This is a genomic window from Stenotrophomonas testudinis (genome assembly GCF_024499815.1).
GTDB lineage: Bacteria > Pseudomonadota > Gammaproteobacteria > Xanthomonadales > Xanthomonadaceae > Stenotrophomonas.
This window is the reverse complement of the sequence record NZ_JAMOKY010000007.1, coordinates 25,877-41,675: the sequence shown is the minus strand read 5'-3', so window position 1 is coordinate 41,675 and position 15,799 is coordinate 25,877. Positions and strand designations below refer to the sequence as shown.

Annotated in this window: 15 protein-coding genes; 4 read left to right on the top strand and 11 right to left on the bottom strand. The window is 66.9% G+C overall.

The features are described from left to right. Positions 1 to 6: 6 nt before the first annotated feature. The 3 genes from ligD to NQ204_RS06535 form a co-directional block, all read right to left on the bottom strand. A complete protein-coding gene (gene ligD / locus NQ204_RS06545) occupies positions 7 to 2,481 on the bottom strand; it encodes a DNA ligase D (protein ID WP_256643391.1) in 2,475 nt (824 codons plus the stop codon). 3 nt (positions 2,482 to 2,484) lie between these two features. Next, positions 2,485 to 3,414, bottom strand: a complete 930-nt coding sequence (ku, locus tag NQ204_RS06540) for a non-homologous end joining protein Ku (RefSeq protein ID WP_116863658.1) — start codon at positions 3,412 to 3,414, stop codon at positions 2,485 to 2,487. Positions 3,415 to 3,505: 91 nt separating this feature from the next. Then, positions 3,506 to 3,904, bottom strand: coding sequence for a hypothetical protein (locus tag NQ204_RS06535; protein WP_116863657.1), 399 nt, complete (start codon positions 3,902 to 3,904; stop codon positions 3,506 to 3,508). A gap of 149 nt (positions 3,905 to 4,053) precedes the next feature. Here NQ204_RS06535 and NQ204_RS06530 point away from each other — a divergent pair, with 149 nt between their 5' ends. Beyond that, on the top strand, positions 4,054 to 4,443 hold the full coding sequence (locus tag NQ204_RS06530; RefSeq protein ID WP_116863673.1) for a hypothetical protein: 390 nt from the start codon (positions 4,054 to 4,056) through the stop codon (positions 4,441 to 4,443). 27 nt (positions 4,444 to 4,470) lie between these two features. Here NQ204_RS06530 and NQ204_RS06525 read toward each other — a convergent pair whose 3' ends face one another. Next, positions 4,471 to 6,594, bottom strand: a complete 2,124-nt coding sequence (locus tag NQ204_RS06525; RefSeq protein ID WP_256643390.1) for a TonB-dependent receptor family protein — start codon at positions 6,592 to 6,594, stop codon at positions 4,471 to 4,473. Between the two features lie 168 nt (positions 6,595 to 6,762). Here NQ204_RS06525 and NQ204_RS06520 point away from each other — a divergent pair, with 168 nt between their 5' ends. The 3 genes from NQ204_RS06520 (at position 6,763) to NQ204_RS06510 (ending at position 10,020) form a co-directional block, all read left to right on the top strand. Beyond that, positions 6,763 to 7,965, top strand: a complete 1,203-nt coding sequence (locus tag NQ204_RS06520; protein ID WP_116863655.1) for an amino acid aminotransferase — start codon at positions 6,763 to 6,765, stop codon at positions 7,963 to 7,965. A 222-nt stretch (positions 7,966 to 8,187) separates the two neighbouring features. Further along, a complete protein-coding gene (locus NQ204_RS06515) occupies positions 8,188 to 9,204 on the top strand; it encodes a class 1 fructose-bisphosphatase (protein WP_116863654.1) in 1,017 nt (338 codons plus the stop codon). A gap of 108 nt (positions 9,205 to 9,312) precedes the next feature. After that, the gene (locus NQ204_RS06510) at positions 9,313 to 10,020 is read left to right on the top strand and encodes a 2OG-Fe(II) oxygenase (protein ID WP_256643389.1); all 708 of its coding nucleotides are present in this window, start codon (positions 9,313 to 9,315) and stop codon (positions 10,018 to 10,020) included. A 70-nt stretch (positions 10,021 to 10,090) separates the two neighbouring features. On the opposite strand, the gene NQ204_RS06505 is transcribed toward NQ204_RS06510, so the two are convergent. The 7 genes from NQ204_RS06505 to exbB form a co-directional block, all read right to left on the bottom strand. After that, complete coding sequence (locus tag NQ204_RS06505) at positions 10,091 to 11,203, bottom strand: PA0069 family radical SAM protein (RefSeq protein ID WP_256643388.1); 1,113 nt, start codon at positions 11,201 to 11,203, stop codon at positions 10,091 to 10,093. A gap of 244 nt (positions 11,204 to 11,447) precedes the next feature. Next, on the bottom strand, positions 11,448 to 12,191 hold the full coding sequence (locus NQ204_RS06500) for a pyridoxine 5'-phosphate synthase (RefSeq protein ID WP_256643387.1): 744 nt from the start codon (positions 12,189 to 12,191) through the stop codon (positions 11,448 to 11,450). A 9-nt stretch (positions 12,192 to 12,200) separates the two neighbouring features. Beyond that, positions 12,201 to 12,455 carry a hypothetical protein gene (locus NQ204_RS06495; RefSeq protein WP_108767148.1) on the bottom strand — a complete coding sequence of 85 codons (255 nt, stop codon included), beginning with the start codon at positions 12,453 to 12,455 and terminating at the stop codon, positions 12,201 to 12,203. Positions 12,456 to 12,496: 41 nt separating this feature from the next. Continuing rightward, positions 12,497 to 13,957, bottom strand: coding sequence for a cardiolipin synthase (gene cls / locus NQ204_RS06490; protein ID WP_256643386.1), 1,461 nt, complete (start codon positions 13,955 to 13,957; stop codon positions 12,497 to 12,499). 174 nt (positions 13,958 to 14,131) lie between these two features. Next, complete coding sequence (locus NQ204_RS06485) at positions 14,132 to 14,545, bottom strand: ExbD/TolR family protein (RefSeq protein ID WP_005411740.1); 414 nt, start codon at positions 14,543 to 14,545, stop codon at positions 14,132 to 14,134. A gap of 3 nt (positions 14,546 to 14,548) precedes the next feature. After that, complete coding sequence (locus NQ204_RS06480) at positions 14,549 to 14,974, bottom strand: ExbD/TolR family protein (protein WP_040006786.1); 426 nt, start codon at positions 14,972 to 14,974, stop codon at positions 14,549 to 14,551. Between the two features lie 59 nt (positions 14,975 to 15,033). After that, positions 15,034 to 15,795: a TonB-system energizer ExbB gene (gene exbB / locus NQ204_RS06475; protein WP_079224460.1), complete on the bottom strand. Its 762-nt coding sequence runs from the start codon at positions 15,793 to 15,795 to the stop codon at positions 15,034 to 15,036. Between the last annotated feature and the right edge of the window lie 4 nt (positions 15,796 to 15,799).

The window sequence follows — 15,799 nt, the reverse complement described above, 5'->3', positions numbered from 1 at the left end:
TCGGCTCTACAGATCGGTAGTCGGCAACACCTGCTTCAACTCTTCCATCCCGCGCCACGGGTCTTCCTTCAGGCGCTTCGCGCGGGCCAGCGCCTTGTCCATCGGGAACGCATCGGCGGCGCTCACTCTCGCCAGTTCCTCCCAGCGCAGCGGCACCGCCACGCCCGCGCTCTCCCGCGCACGCAGCGACCACGAACAGACGCTGGTGGCACCGCGCGTATTGCGCAGCCAGTCGATGAAGATCACGCCCTCGCGCTTGGCCTTGCTCATCGTCGCCACGTAGCGGTCGGGCTGCTCCAGCGCCATCGCCTGGGCGAAGGCTTCGCAGAACGCCTTGACCTGTTCCCAGCCAGCCGTCGGCTGCAGCGGCACCACCACGTGCACGCCCTTGCCGCCGGACAGCCGCACAAAGCTCTGCAGGCCGACCTGCAGCAGGCGGTCGCGCACGTCGCGCGCACCCGCTTTCACCTGCGCCCAGCTCACGCCGTCGCCGGGGTCCAGATCGAACGTCACGCGATCCGGATGCTCGGGATCCTCGACCGTCGCACCCCACGGGTGAAGCTCCAGGGTGTTCATCTGCACCAGCTGCAGCAGGCCGCGCGCATCATCGATGTAGACGTAGTCCTCGCGGCCGCTCTTCTGTTTCAGCGGCACCGCATGCACGGCGTCGCCCAGACCGGGGCCATGATGCTTCTGGAAGAAACAGGCCTTGCCGACGCCATCCGGGCAGCGCAGCAGTGACAGCGGGCGGCCGGCGATCTCCGGCAGGATCCAGCGCGCCATCTGCCGGTAGTAGTCGGCCACGTCGCCCTTGCTGAGCTTGCGCTGCGGGTACACCAACCGTTGCGGATGGCTGATGGCCACCGCTGCATCGTCGCCGCCCGTCGCCTGCGTCACGCCCAGGTCCTGCGTCTGCTTGTCGCTGCGCAGGCGCTTGAAGCTGGCCTGGCGCAGCAGCCCTTCCTTGCCCCAGCCACGGAAGGCCACTTCGGCCACCACCACCGGTTTTACCCAGCGCACGCTGGCCGCGCGGAAGGGAACATGCGCCGGCAGCTCCAGCACCGCTTTCTTCACCGCCAGCGGCACCAGCGCGCTGCTCAGCGCCTTCAACGCCGCATCGTCGAAGCCGGTGCCGACCCGACCGACATAGCGCAGGCCGCCGGCATCGGCCGTGGCCAGCAGCAGCGAACCGAAGCCGACCCGGCTGCCCTTGGGCGCGGTGTGGCCGACGATGACGAATTCGTCGGTGTCCTCGTGCTTCACCTTCACCCAGCTGCGCGCGCGGGCGTTCACATAGGGCGCATCGATCTGCTTGCTGACGATGCCTTCGAAGCCGGCCTCGCCGCTGGCGGCGAACACCGCAGGGCCATGGTCGAGCACGTGTTCGCTGTAGGCCAGCGTGCCCGGCTCCGGTCCGATCAGGTCCTTGAGCAGGGCCTTGCGTTCCAGCAACGGCGCGCGGCTGATGTCCACGCCGGCCACGCCGGGCAGATCGAACACGATGTAGCGCAGCGGCTGTTTCGAGCTGCTATCGATGACACGCTGCAGGGCCGCGAAATCACTACGGCCCTGCTTGTCGAGCACGACCAGCTCGCCATCCAGGCGCGCATCACGCACCGGCAGTGCGCGCACGGCCTGGGCGACTTCGGGGAAGTCATCGGTCCAGTCCAGGCCATTGCGTGAGCGCAGTTTCAGCTCACCGTCGTGCAGGTCGGCCAGCAGGCGGTAGCCGTCCCACTTGATCTCATGCAGCCAGCGTTCGCCATCGGGTGCGGTGTCCCGGTGATCAGTCAGCTGCGGCTTGAAGCCGCGCGGATACGGATGGTCGCGTGCACCGGCGAGCTTCAGCGCGCGCGCATGCCAGCGTGCGTCTGCCTTGCGGGTCCCGGCGCGCGCTGGCTTCTTTGCGGCCTTTTTCACCTGCTTTGTAGCAGCCTTGGATGCGGGCATGGGATTCTGCACAAGATCATCGGCCTCGGCATCACGCGCGTCGGCATCGTCACGCTTGATCAGCAGCCATTGCACCTGCCGCCCCTTCATGGCCGTGCGCACCAGCTTCCAGCCGCCACTCAAGCGCTGCCCGTGCAGCACGAAGTCGAGCTTGCCATCGGCCAGCGCCTGCAGCGGGTCGCCTTCGCAGCCCCAGCTGCCGTGGTCGAACACCTGCACGTGGCCTGCGCCGTAATGGCCTTCGGGAATATCCCCTTCAAAGCCGGCATAGGACAGCGGATGGTCCTCCACTTCCACCGCCAGGCGCTTCTCGCCCACCCGCAACGACGGCCCCTTCGGCACCGCCCAGCTCTTCAGCACACCGTCCATTTCCAGGCGGAAATCGTAGTGCCGCGAGCTGGCGTGGTGCAGCTGGATGACGAACTGCGGGCGCCGCTTCGGATTGCCTGCTGCCGGGCCATCATCCGGCTCCGGCGTCTGCCCGCTGCCACCGCCAAGACGGCGCTTGCGGCGGTACTGGTGCAGCGACATGGCTCAGCCTGCCTTGCGGCGCGGTGCGGCCTTCTTCGTCGCCTTGGCGGCCTTGCCGGCGGTCTTCTTCGTGGCTTTCTTCGCAGCCTTCTTCGCCGGTGCCTTGCGCGTCGCGGTCTTCTTCGCCGGCGTACGCTTGTTGGCATCCAGGCTCTTCTGCAGCAGCGCCATGAAATCCACCACGTTGGTGCTGGCATCCTCGTGCGCCACCGGCTCCTCTTCCACCTGGGTGGTGCCGCCCTTGGTCTTGATGCGCTTGTTCAACACCTGCTGCAGGCGCTCGCGGAATTCATCGTGGTATTGCGTGGGATCCCAGTCACCGGCCATCGATTCGATCAACTGTTCGGCCATCGCGGTTTCCTTGCTGGTGATCCTGTAATCGGAAAGACTGCCGGTGGGCAGCTTGTAGTCCGCCGGATCGACCAGTTCCTGCGGGTAGCGCAGGATCATCAACACCAGCGCGTCTTCATTGGGCATCACTGCACAGAGATACTCGCGCGTGCGCACAACGACCCGGGCGATACCCACTTTGCCTGTGCTGCGCAGCGTCTCGCGCAGAAGCACATAGCCTTTCTCGGCCTTTTTGCCCGGCACCAGCAGGTAAGGTTTTTCGAAGTAGCGGGGATCGATCTGCGCGGCGTCGACGAACGACTCCACCTCCACCGTTTCATGGCTCTCCGGCGCGGCCGAGCGAATGTCGCCTTCTTCCAGCACGACGTAGCTGCCCTTGTCGTATTCGAAGGCCTTGACGATGTCCTTCCACGGCACTTCCTCGCCAGTATCGGCGTTGACCCGTTCGAAGCGGATCGGCTTGCGATCGCGCGAATCGAGCATGCGGAACTGCAGGTCGACCTTGCGTTCGCCGGACATCAGCGACACCGGCACGTTCAGCAGGCCGAAGGAAAGGGTACCGGTCCAGATCGGGCGGGCCATGGGCGTACCTGGGCAGTCAGCATGGGTACCCAGCTTCGGTGGCCTGCCGTGAAACGACCGTGTCCGGAGTGTGGAGGGAGGATGGCCGGTACTACTGCAGCAGAGGCCTCACGGCGGTGACTGGGATGTGGTCCAGGGCGCGCCAGGCGTCCTCCACTACGGGCCACGCCTGCTCCCAATCCAGGCGTGACTGCCCTCGCATCTGATCCCAGTGCGCGGCCAGCTCCTCGCAGGTATCCACATCACCTCCACGTGGCCAGTCGGCCGCATGGGTGGTCAGTGCGAAGGCGTAGACCGGGCACAGGTCGCGCCAGTTCCGATGGCCGTGGCCGCGGCGCCCTTCGTAATCAGTCAGCATGTATTGCAGGTAGTCCTGCGCCACCGCCTGCGGATCCGGGTGGCGGCGGGTTCCGCGTTTCGGGCTGCGCGCTGACAACGGGTCCAGCAGCGCGTTGAAGACGGACGGTGCGGGTCGTTCCAGGCGGGCCACGGCGAGGTCCTGCGTCAGTGTCTGGGCTGGGAGGGATACGCCCCACGCTGTTATGCACTGGTGACAGAGATGTTCATGACGCCGGGTTCGCAGTGGCTTTACCTCCAGAACGGTTAAGTGGAGTCCCCGCCCAGCGAGAAATGACCGCCATGAACCGAGATACCTCCCGCGACCCGCTGCGCGAGACGACAGCGCCCGTGGCTGGCGAGCAGCGCGCCAAGCACGACAATGATGAGGCAGATTTCCGCGGCACCGGTGCCCCCTTCGTCGATGCCGGAAGCCATGAGGCGCATGCGGACCCGGGCAACCCGCAGACCGCGCAGCAGGATGGCCCGCATCTGCCGGTGAAGCGCGAGACTGAACAGGCAGCACTGGACCGGAAGGACTGCGGCGACCGGAACCGCGGCGGTCAGGAAAGCCCGCTCAAGCGCCGCGAGCGCAAACAGCATGCCAGTGACAACCAGGACCAGGCCCTGGAAGAGACGTTTCCGGCCAGTGACCCGACCTCACCCTTCGTACCGGCCAAGGCACCGGATTGAGGCCGCTGGCGCTGCCGACCGCGCGCATCAGCGCCACGACCACTGCAGGCCCACGCTGGCGCGCCGGTCCGGGCCCGGCTCGTAGAAGCGGCCGTTGCCATCGTTGACGATCACCGAGCCGATGTAGGCCTGGTCCAGCAGGTTGTCGAGCCGCGCGAAGGCACGCAGGTCGCCGCCGGGCAGGGTCCAGCGGCGGCCGGCTTCCAGGTTCAGCACGGTGTAGCCGGGCGCGCGCTCGGTGGCCAGGTCGTTCACCACTGTGTCGCTGCTGGCATTGGCCTCCAGCGCCCACTGCCACTCGCCGGGCGACCACTGCAGGCGGGCGAAGGCCTGCTGCCGCGGCACGCCAGGCAGGCGGCTGCCTGTGGCCACGACGGTGTCCGGCACGCGGCAACCACTGCCACCGCAGGTCAGGTACGGCGAACGCACCTGCGCCTGCAGCCAGGTCCAGGCCAGCTGCAGTTCCCACTGCTCGGCCAGCGGCTGCTGGTACTGCAGTTCCACGCCCTGGCGGCGGGTACGGCCGATGTTGCGGTAGGTGCTGCGGCCATTGGTGTTGCTGGCAACGGCCAGCTCATCGTCGGTAACGGCGCGGAACACGCTGACATCGAGCCGGGTTCCGTTCTGCGCATGCCACTTGCTGCCGACCTCGATGTTGCGGCTGCGCGCGGCCGACAGGTCCAGCGCCAGGCCGGCCTGGCCGTCGCTACGGTAGCCCAGCTCGTTGAAGGTGGGGGTCTCGAAGCCGCGTCCGACCGCCGCGTGCAGGCGCCACTGCGGGGTCGCCTCGAAGCTGACCCCGGCCACCGGCGTGGTCGCCTGGTAGCGGCGGCGGCCGCTGTCGTCGGGGTTGCTGCCGGTGATGTAGCGGTCGTCCGACTCAAAGCGCACGGCACTGTGGCGCACGCCGGCCAGCAGCGACCAGCGCGGGCTCCACTGCCACCACGCCTGGGCGAACTGGTCGACGTTCTGCACGGTGTCGATCTGGTCGCGGCGCAGGCGGCCGCGCACGCCCAGGGTGCTGCCGACGAAGTTCTCGTAGCCGGTGCGGTGCTGGCGCTGGCGGTCGGCACTGATGCCCGCCACCACGTCCAGCGGGCGCCCGGCCAGGTCGCCCTTCCAGCCCCAGCGCGCGTCCATGCCGCCATAGCCGCCGTCCAGGTCGATCACGCCGCCGGCGTGCAGCGGGTTGGCCTGCGCGTTGGGCGGAATCGGCAGGAACTGGGTCACCGCGCGCTGCCCGGCGTAGGCCATCAGCTGCCAGCGCTGGGCGCCGCTTTCGCGGGTCCAGCGCAGGCCGGCCTGCTGCTGCCGCACCGATTTGCGGGTGTTGTACTGCTCGGCCACGGCCGTGGCCTGGCGCGGGTTGGCCGCGACCTGGGCGCGGGTAAGGCCCAGCGGGTCCTGCGCATCGGCGGCATCCAGCGCGTTGAGCAGCAGCTCCAGGCGGCCGCCGCCGACTTCAGCGCCCAGCCGTGCGTTGAGCGACTCACGCCGCGCCTCGCTGTGGTCGCGCCAGCCATCGGTGTGGAAGTGGTTGGCGGCGATGTTGTAGTCGATCACCGGACCGGCACCGCGCAGCTGCGCGCCAACGCTGACGGTGTTGTCGGCACCGGCGTTCACCCGCAGCCGCCACGGATCGCCGGCCTGGCCCTGCGCGCTCCACACCTGCAGCACGCCGCCGGAGGAGTTGCCGTACAGGGCGGAGAACGGGCCGCGCAGCACTTCGATGCGCTCGGCACCAAGCAGGCTGGCGTGCGACAGCTGGCCCTGGCCATCGGGCATGGTGGCCGGCACGCCATCGATCAGCACCCGCACGCCGCGCACGCCGAAGGTGGAGCGCGCGCCGAAGCCGCGGATCGACAGCTGGGTGTCCTGCGCATAGTTCTGGCGGTCACGGGCCAGCACCCCAGGCACCCCGGCCAGCGCTTCGGACACCTGCATCCCGGGCCCGCTGCGGTCGTCGCCCACCCACACCGTGTCCTGGCTGGCCGGCAGCGCGAACGGATCGATGCCCTGCACGCGCGCGGCCTGCACCTCCACGGTCGGCAGCTGCTGCGGGGCAGGGTCGGCGGCGTTCTGGGCCAGCACCGGCAACGGCAGCAGGGCAATCAGCAGAGGCAGGCGGCGGGGCGCCAGGGAATCGTTCATCGTTCAGCTACACGCACGGCGGGGAAACAACACGCCATGGTACGGGCTGCGGCGTGACGATGGCCGCCGCGCGGGTGGCACGCTTTGTTACGATGGCATGGCTGTGGCCGACGGCCGCTGCTTCACGACCCGCGCTTCTTCTCCCCCTCAAATAGAACGAGTACTGCCGTGTCCTTCTTTGCAAACGTGGAACTGGTCCCGGGCGACCCGATCCTGGGCCTGACCGAGGCGTACAACGCCGACAGCCGCCCGACCAAGGTCAACCTGGGTGTGGGCATCTACTACGACGAGAGCGGCCGCATTCCGCTGCTTCGCGCCGTCAAGCAGATCGAGCAGCAGCTCGCCACCGAAGCCAAACCGCGTGGCTACCTGCCGATCGACGGCCTGCCTGCCTACACGCAGGCGACCCGTGAACTGGTGTTCGGGAAGGACTCGCCGCTGCTGGCCGCCGGCCGCGTCACCACCGCACAGACCGTCGGTGGCAGCGGTGCGCTGCGCGTCGGCGCCGACGTGCTGAAGAAGCTGCTGCCGCACGCCACCATCGCCATCAGCAACCCGAGCTGGGAAAACCACCGCGCCGTGTTCGGTGCCGCTGGTTTCGACGTGGTCGAGTACACCTACTTCGACGCCGCCACCCATGGCGTGGATTTCGACGGCATGCTGGCCGATCTGCAGAAGCTGCAGGCCGGCACCGTGGTGCTGCTGCACGCCTGCTGCCACAACCCCACCGGCGCCGACCTCACCGTCAGCCAGTGGAAGCAGGTGGCCGAAGTCCTGAAGGACAAGCAGCTGTTCCCCTTCATCGACATGGCCTACCAGGGCTTCGACAAGGGCATCGAGCAGGATGGCGCCGCCGTGCGCATCATCGCCGAAGCCGGCATCGACAGCTTCATCGTCGCCAACTCGTACTCCAAGTCGTTCTCGCTGTATGGCGAACGCGTGGGTGCGCTGTCGATGGTCGCCCCGACCGCTGCCGATGCGAAGGCCGTGCAGTCGCAGGTCAAGCGCGTGATCCGCACGATCTACTCCAGCCCGTCCACCCACGGTGCCGCGCTGGTGGCCGGCGTACTGACCAACCCGGACCTGCGCGCGATGTGGGAGCAGGAACTGACCGAGATGCGCGAGCGCATCCACGCCCTGCGCCAGGGCCTGGTCGAAAAGCTCGCCGCCGCCGGTGCCCCGCAGTTCGCCTTCATCAACGAACAGGCCGGCATGTTCTCCTACTCCGGCCTGAGCCGTGAGCAGGTGGAACGCCTGCGCGACGAGTTCGGCATCTACGCCGTCGGCACCGGCCGCATCTGCGTGGCCGCGCTGAACCAGAACAACCTGGAATACGTCGCCAAGGCCGTGGCCACCGTCGCCAAGGGCTGAAGCAACCCAGCACATGCTTGAAAACAAAGGCGCCGAAAGGCGCCTTTGTTTTTGCTCCTGCTCCTGCCTTTGCCACACCCTCCGCGCTCGCGGCGAACCCTGAAGCGCAGGGCGAGGCACACCGCAACACCCCTGTAATCGATTTCGCCTCAAACCAATCACGCACACGCCGCGCACAGCAGCGACAATAGGCGTTTTCCCGCTGCCGAGACTTGCCCGCCCATGTCCCGTACTTCGTTGACCCGCTTCCTGATCCAGCAACAGCACGCCGGCCGCATCAACGCCGACCTGCGCCAGCTGATCGCCGTGGTCGCCCGCGCCTGTACCAGCATCTCCATCGCCGTCAGCAAGGGCGCCCTCGGCGGCGTACTCGGCGAAGCCGGCACCGGCAACGTGCAGGGCGAAGCGCAGAAGAAGCTGGACGTCATCAGCAACGAGATCCTGCTGGAAGCCAACGCCTGGGGCGGCCACCTCGCCGCCTGCGCATCGGAAGAGATGGATCACAGCCAGCCGGTGCCGGACATCTACCCGCGCGGTGATTTCCTGCTGCTGTTCGATCCCCTCGATGGCAGCTCCAACATCGACGTCAACGTCTCCGTCGGCACCATCTTCTCGGTGCTGCGCTGCCCGACCAACGTCGAACTGCCGGGCGATGAGGCCTTCCTGCAGCCGGGCACCAAGCAGATTGCCGCCGGCTACTGCATCTACGGGCCCAGCACCCAGCTGGTGCTCAGCGTCGGCCACGGCACCCACGCCTTCACCCTGGACCGCGAGACCGGCGAGTTCGTGCTGACCACCGAGAACATGCAGATTCCGGCGGCCACCCAGGAATTCGCCATCAACATGTCCAACCAGCGCCACTGGGAAGCACCGATGCAGGGCTACGTGCAGGACCTGCTGGCCGGCAAGGAAGGCGCGCGCGGCAAGAACTTCAACATGCGCTGGATCGCCAGCATGGTCGCTGACGTGCATCGCATCCTCACCCGCGGCGGCATCTTCATCTACCCGTGGGACAAGAAGGAACCGGACAAGGCCGGCAAGCTGCGCCTGATGTACGAAGCCAACCCGATGGGCCTGCTGGTTGAACAGGCCGGCGGCGCCGCATCCACCGGTCGTGAACGCATCCTCGACATGCAGCCCAACCACCTGCACCAGCGCGTGCCGGTGTTCCTCGGCTCGCGCGAGGAAGTGGCCGAAGCGGTGCGTTATCACCAGGAGCATGACGCGAAGACCGCTTGAAGGCGGCCATCCCTACAGCGGTCATGGCAGTACGATGACATGACCGCGGGGTGACAGCAGCGGCGGCAAACGGCACCATCAAGCCCTTGCCGCCGAAGGATTGCATGCATGCACGAGCCGGGCCCGGTCGATTTCATCGAAGTCATCCACAACGCCGTCCCCAGTGACGTGTGCGCCGCCATCGTCGCCCGCATGCGCAGCAGCCAGGGCCTGAAACCCGGTGCGGTAGGCAGTGGTGTGTTCCCCGAACTCAAGCACAGCAAGGATCTGCGCATCAGCGGCCTGGATGCGTGGCGCGACGTGGACAACGCGCTGCAACAAGCGGTTTTCGCCGGGCTGCAGACTTATCTACGTCGTTATCCACAGGCACTGATCGCACCGTTGATGTTGCAGATCCAGGACAGCAACGGCCAGCCGCGCCGACTGTCAGCCGAGGATTTCCCCGACATGGCGCCGGAACAGCTGGCCGAGCTGGCCCGCACCTGCCTGCGCCCCGGGGCCATCAACCTGCAGTGGTATGCGGCGGGCGAGGGCGGTTACCCGTACTGGCACTGCGAGCTGTACCCGAAGGATGCGCAGGCGGAAACACTGCACCGGCACGTGTTGTGGACGCTTTACCTCAACGACGACTTCGAAGAGGGCGAGACCGAGTTCCTGTTCCAGGGCCGCAAGATCGCACCGCGCACCGGCAGCCTGCTGATCGCACCGACCGCGTTCACCCACACCCATCGCGGCAACCGGCCGCAGGGCGGCGACAAGTTCATCGCCACCAGCTGGATCCTGTTCCAGAGCGCGCAGAAGCTGTTTGGCGGGTAGCACCGCTTGTAGAGTCGAGCCATGCTCTACTGCTTTTCCCATCAGTCGAGCAAGCTCGACGCTACGGACATCAGAACAACGACCCCTGCGGTGATTCCTTCCGTGGCGGCAGCGGCTTCTGGAACCGGCTGCAATCCAGCTTCGGCCAATGGCTGTTCTGCGCGTTGAAGCCCAGCCGCTTTCGCGCCAGCTTGAAGCGATTGTTCAACAGATCCGCATAGACACCCTGGCCACGCATGCGCGTACCGAACTGGCTGTCGTAGTCCTTGCCGCCACGCAGCTGCTGGATGGTGCTCATCACGTGCGCGGCGCGATCAGGATGGTGGGTGTCCAACCAATCGCGGAACAGCGGCGCTACCTCCAGTGGCAGGCGCAGCAGCACGTAACCCGCAGTGCCGGCACCGGCGTCATGCGCGGCTTCCAGCACCGCTTCCAGCTCGCTGTCGTTGATCCACGGAATCACCGGCGCGACCATCACACCCACCGGAATGCCGGCGTCGTGCAGGCGCTTCATCGCGCGCAGCCGCGCGTGCGGTGCCGACGCGCGCGGTTCCAGCTTCGCCGACAGGTGCGGGTCCAGCGAGGTCACCGAGAAGTGCACGCTGACCAGGTTCTCTGCCGCCAGCGGTGCCAGCAGGTCGATATCGCGCTCCACCAGCGCATTCTTGGTGATCAGCGAGAACGGATGCCTGGTCTCCAGCATCACTTCGATCAGCTGGCGGGTGAGTTTCAGCTTGCGCTCGATCGGCTGGTAGGCATCGGTGTTGATGCCCAGTGCAATCGGCTGTGGCACGTAACCGGGCTTTGACAGTTCCTTGCGCAGCAGCTGCGGTGCGTTGGTCTTGGCGAACAGCTTGGTCTCGAAGTCCAGGCCCGGCGACAGGTTCAGATAGGCGTGCGAGGGCCGTGCAAAGCAGTACGAGCAACCGTGCTCGCAGCCGCGGTAGGGATTCACCGACTGGCTGAAACCCACGTCCGGGGAGTTGTTGCGGCTGATGATGCTGCGCGCGGTCTCGGCGCGCACCTCGGTACGCAGGCGCGGGGCGAGGAATTCTTCGCTTTCGTCGATGGCCCAGCCGTCATCGACCGCTTCGCTCACCGTGCTTTCGAAGCGCCCCGCGAGGTGGGACGTGGAACCCCGGCCCTTGATGGCGGCCTGGGCGTTGCGAGGGTGGGATTGCATGGCGCCCTCCGGCCGTTTCAGAGACGTTAGTATTATTGCTAACCACAGGCGGCGCAAGCGGCCAGGATTCACGTAGCTGTAGGCGTTGTGGCGGATCCGACGTCACGTTCACCCCAGTGTTATCCACAGGTTGCACGTGGTCGCGCAGGCGCCATCGCCGCAGCAGGCCGGAAGCATGGGCCACGGACGTCTCAGCAGCTGCGATGGGCAGCGGTGGCTGCCGGGCAACGCCCGGCGTCAGCCGTTACAGCAGGGCGAGGTAGCCCCGCACGGTGGTATCGAGCCCGTCGTACAGGGCCTCGCCGATCAGCGCGTGGCCGATCGACACCTCCAGCACGTCCGGCACGGCGGCCAGGAAGTCGCGCAGGTTGTCCTGCGAAAGATCGTGGCCGGCATTCACGCCCAGCCCGGCCGCCTGTGCACGCCGTGCGGCGGTGGCGAACAGCTCCAGCATCGCAGCGGCATCGCCGGCGGCATGCGCTTCGGCATAGGGGCCGGTGTACAGCTCGATGCGGTCGGCGCCGACCGCGGCGGCCTGTTCCAGCAGCGGGTTGCCGGCATCCACGAACAGGCTGACGCGGCAGCCCATCGCCTTCAGTTCGGCCACCAGCGGGCGCAGGCGCTCGCCATCGCGCTCGAAATCGAAGCCGTGGTCCGAGGTGATCTGGCCATCGCCATCGGGCACCAGGGTGGCCTGCGCCGGGCGGGTCTGCGCGCACAGCGGCAGCAGGCCCGGATAGCCCTCGCGCGGCGGCGCGAACGGGTTGCCTTCGATGTTGAACTCGACGCCGCGGGCGCGGGTCAGGGTCGACAGCGCCAGCACATCCTCGGCGGTGATGTGGCGACGGTCCGGCCGCGGGTGCACGGTGATGCCGTGGGCGCCGGCGTCCAGGCAGGCCTGGGCCGCACGCACGACATCGGGTTCGGCACCGCCGCGCGAGTTGCGCAGGACGGCGATCTTGTTGACGTTGACGCTGAGCTGGGTCATGGAACGGAACTACGGTGCGGAAGAGGGTGGGGGCGTGCCGTCATGGGCGCGGGCCTGCTCACGCAGGCGGCGCAGCTCCTCGGCATCGACCAGGGTGGATGGATCGCGCTGCAGGTCGCCAAAGCGGGCCACGTAGCGGCCACGCACCCATGCCAGCAGGAATCCGAGGGCGGCCAGCAGGGCCAGCGACATCAGGCCCATGTTCGGGGTCTTCAGCGCGAAGGCGAAGCAGCCCAGCGCCAGCAGCAGATACAGCCAGTACATATCCAGTCCTCCCCGGGCATCGACCGCAGTGTAGCGCTGCGTCAGAGCAGCGGCGAGGCCAGGCGGGCGAAGGCTTCGGGCAGGCGGTGGAGCCACAGCGAACGGCCGGCCTCGTCGTGCACGCGGGTGGCGCTGTCGAACTCGGCCTGCAGCAGCGTGGCCAGTTCCGCCACGCGGTCGCGGTCGCTGATCATCATCGACAGCTCGAAGTTCAGCCGGAAGCTGCGGTGGTCGAAGTTGGCGCTGCCGACGATGCAGACCTCGTCGTCAGCAATGAAGGCCTTGGTGTGCAGCATGCGCGGGCCGTACTCGTAGATCTTCACCCCGGCATGCAGCAGTTCGTCGAAGTAGGAGCGCGCGGCCTGGGTGACGAACCAGGAATCGCTCATCTTCGGCACCAGCAGGCGCACGTCCAGGCCGCCCAGCGCCGCCGAGGTCAGGGCCATGCGCGCGGCCTCGCCGGGCACGAAGTAGGGCGTCACCAGCCAGACGCGCTCGTTGGCTTCCTGGATGGCCGCCACGTGCAGGCGGTGGATGGTTTCCCAGCCGGAGTCCGGGCCGGACACCAGCACCTGGGCGTCGATGCTGCCATCGCCGCGCAGCGGCATGTCCGCCGGCCACAGGCGGGCGATGTCGAAGCGCGACGGCTCCTGCCCGCTGGCGTACAGCCAGTCCTCTGCGAACACCAGCTGCAGGCTGCGCACCACGTGGCCGCGGAGGCGCATGTGCAGGTCGCGGTAGGCGTTGGGGTTGCGGCTCTCGTCTTCTTCGTCGGTGATGTTGATGCCGCCGGTGAAGGCCAGCTGGCCATCGATGATCACCAGCTTGCGGTGCGTACGCAGGTTCAACCACGGGCGCTTGAAGGGTTTCAGCAGCTGCCGCGGGTGGAACCACACGGCTTCGCCACCGGCATCCAGCAACGGCCGCAGGAAGCGCGCCGGCAATGCCGAGGAGCCCACCGCATCGAGCAGCAGGCGCACCTGCACGCCGGCACGCGCGCGTTCGACCAGGGCGTCGCGCAGGGCCGTGCCGGCGTGGTCGGGGTTGAAGATGTAGTACTCCAGATGCACGTGGTCGCGCGCCTGGCCGATGGCCTCGATGAGCGCGGCATAGGTGGTCGCGCCATCCACCAGCCAGGTGACTTCGGTGGCGCTGCTGGGCGCGAGGCCGGTGGTGGCCTGGGCGACCTTTGCCAGCTCGGTGCAGCCGGCATCGGGCGGGCAGACATCGCTGTAGTGCTCCATGCCCGAGCGCGCGCGGCCACGGCGCAGGCGCTGCCGCTTCACCTTCTGCGGGCCCAGCAGGTAGTAGATGAAGAGGCCGAGGTAGGGCAGCAACGCCAGCGACAGGATCCAGCTGAGCGTGGCCACCGGCTCGCGCTTCTGCAGCATGATCCAGCCGGTCAGGGCCAGCAGGTAAAGCAGATAGGCCACCGCCAGGATCGTTCCCAAGTGGGCAATGCCATCGAGCCAGAGGCGCAGCGAATCGAAGAGGGCGAGCATGCGCCGATCATAGCGGGCGCGGGTGTGGTGATGGGGTCAGTAGTGATGGGGTCAGAGCCCTTTCCTGCGGAAAGGGATCCGACCCCGCCGGCATCACCCTGCGCAAAAAAAGACGCCCCTGTCTCCAGGGGCGTCTGCAGTCGCGTCATGACTGTTGTGCTGCGGTAGTACGTATTACTGCTGCACGAAGCCGATCTTCTTCATCTGAGCATTCTTCGCGGCGGCCAGGACCTTGGCCATCACGTCGTACTCGGAATCCGGGCTCGCATCGATGCGCAGCTCAGGCTGGTTGGTCGGGTCACGCTGGACCTCCTGCTCCATCCGCTGCTGCAGCTCGCTGGTATTGATCGGGCTGTTGTTCCACGAGACCTGGTTGCTGGCGTCGATCTTGAGTTCGATCGGCGGCGGCGGTTCGACCAGCTGCGGCGGTGGGTTGAGCACGCGCTGCGGCAGGTCCACGGCGATCGGATACGTCATGATCGGCGCGGTCACGATGAAGATGATCAGCAGAACCAGCATCACGTCCACGAGGGGCGTGACGTTGATGTCGGCCATGGGGCCCTTGCCACCACCACTACTGAATGCCATGGCTTATTGCCCCTTCTCTTTGGTCGCGACGAAGCCGACGTCCAGCATGCCCTGCTCCTGCGCGACCTTGGTCAGGTCGTTGATGACGCGCATCTTGGTGGTGCGGTCACCACGCAGGTTCAGCGGCGGCTGCGGGGTCTGCTGGGCGGCGGTCGCCAAGCGCGACTCGAGAGTCTGCTTGTTGATCTCTTCGTCGTTCCAATAGATCGAGCCGTCTTCCTTGACTGCCAGGGTGATCGGACCGGCACGCTTTTCGGCGTCTTCCGGCTTCTGGATCAGGTTGGCCTCCGGCAGATCCACCTTGACCTTATGGGACATCAGGGGCGCCGTGATGATGAAGATGATCAGCAGCACCAGCATCACGTCCACGAGGGGCGTCACGTTGATGTCGGCCATGGGGCCGCCGCTGTTACCACTACTGAAAGCCATAACGGGCTCCGTCTAGATCTTGGTGACTACGTCGTTCGTCGCAGGGTCACGCGCCGCAATCAGCGGACGCGCGAGCCGGTGGCGAAGAAGTCGTGCAGGTCGTGCGCGAAGGTATCGAACTTGCTGATGGTCGCGCTGTTGACCTTGCTGAAGAAGTTGAAGGCGAACACGGCCGGGATTGCGACGAACAGACCGATGGCGGTCATGATCAGCGCTTCACCCACCGGGCCTGCAACGGCGTCGATCGAAGCGGAGCCGGTGGCACCGATCTTGATCAGCGCGCCGTAGATGCCCCACACGGTACCCAGCAGACCGACGAACGGAGCGGTTGCACCGACGGTGGCCAGCAGGGTCATGCCCGACTGCAGCTTGTTGCTTTCGCGGGTCACGGCCTGACGCAGGGCGCGGTCGACGAACTCCGAACGGCTCAGGTTCTCACCCAGACCGCCGGTGGCGCCGCCTTCAGCGCGCTGGTGGTGGGCAGCCGCCTGGGCAGCGTCCAGTGCGATCTTCGAGAACGGCTCGGAAGCCGGCTGTTCTTCCATCGCACGGATGGCGTCCTGCGCGTTCGGGGTGTCCCAGAACAGGCTGACGACGCGATCGGCAGCGCTCTTCAGGCGGACCGAACGGAAGATGTTGATGACGGTCCAGTACCAGGACATGGCCGACATGACGATCAGGGTCAGCAGCACCACCCAGGAGACAGCGAAGTCACCCGGCTGGGTGGTCATCTCGTGGATCAGATGCTCGAAGCCCATCTGCGACAGGGCGTTGGACGGATTGCCCCCGGCAGCAGCGGCGATGAAAAGTTCCTGCAGCATGACG

Excerpts from the sequence above, each read along its gene's own strand:
- ligD (WP_256643391.1), bottom strand. The coding sequence starts at position 2,481 with ATGTCGCTGCACCAGTACCGCCGCAAGCGCCGTCTTGGCGGTGGCAGC.
- ku (WP_116863658.1), bottom strand. The coding sequence starts at position 3,414 with ATGGCCCGCCCGATCTGGACCGGTACCCTTTCCTTCGGCCTGCTGAAC.
- NQ204_RS06530 (WP_116863673.1), top strand. The coding sequence starts at position 4,054 with ATGAACCGAGATACCTCCCGCGACCCGCTGCGCGAGACGACAGCGCCC.
- NQ204_RS06525 (WP_256643390.1), bottom strand. The coding sequence starts at position 6,594 with ATGAACGATTCCCTGGCGCCCCGCCGCCTGCCTCTGCTGATTGCCCTG.
- NQ204_RS06515 (WP_116863654.1), top strand. The coding sequence starts at position 8,188 with ATGTCCCGTACTTCGTTGACCCGCTTCCTGATCCAGCAACAGCACGCC.
- NQ204_RS06510 (WP_256643389.1), top strand. The coding sequence starts at position 9,313 with ATGCACGAGCCGGGCCCGGTCGATTTCATCGAAGTCATCCACAACGCC.
- NQ204_RS06505 (WP_256643388.1), bottom strand. The coding sequence starts at position 11,203 with ATGCAATCCCACCCTCGCAACGCCCAGGCCGCCATCAAGGGCCGGGGT.
- NQ204_RS06500 (WP_256643387.1), bottom strand. The coding sequence starts at position 12,191 with ATGACCCAGCTCAGCGTCAACGTCAACAAGATCGCCGTCCTGCGCAAC.
- NQ204_RS06495 (WP_108767148.1), bottom strand. The coding sequence starts at position 12,455 with ATGTACTGGCTGTATCTGCTGCTGGCGCTGGGCTGCTTCGCCTTCGCG.
- cls (WP_256643386.1), bottom strand. The coding sequence starts at position 13,957 with ATGCTCGCCCTCTTCGATTCGCTGCGCCTCTGGCTCGATGGCATTGCC.
- NQ204_RS06485 (WP_005411740.1), bottom strand. The coding sequence starts at position 14,545 with ATGGCATTCAGTAGTGGTGGTGGCAAGGGCCCCATGGCCGACATCAAC.
- NQ204_RS06480 (WP_040006786.1), bottom strand. The coding sequence starts at position 14,974 with ATGGCTTTCAGTAGTGGTAACAGCGGCGGCCCCATGGCCGACATCAAC.
- exbB (WP_079224460.1), bottom strand. The coding sequence starts at position 15,795 with ATGCTGCAGGAACTTTTCATCGCCGCTGCTGCCGGGGGCAATCCGTCC.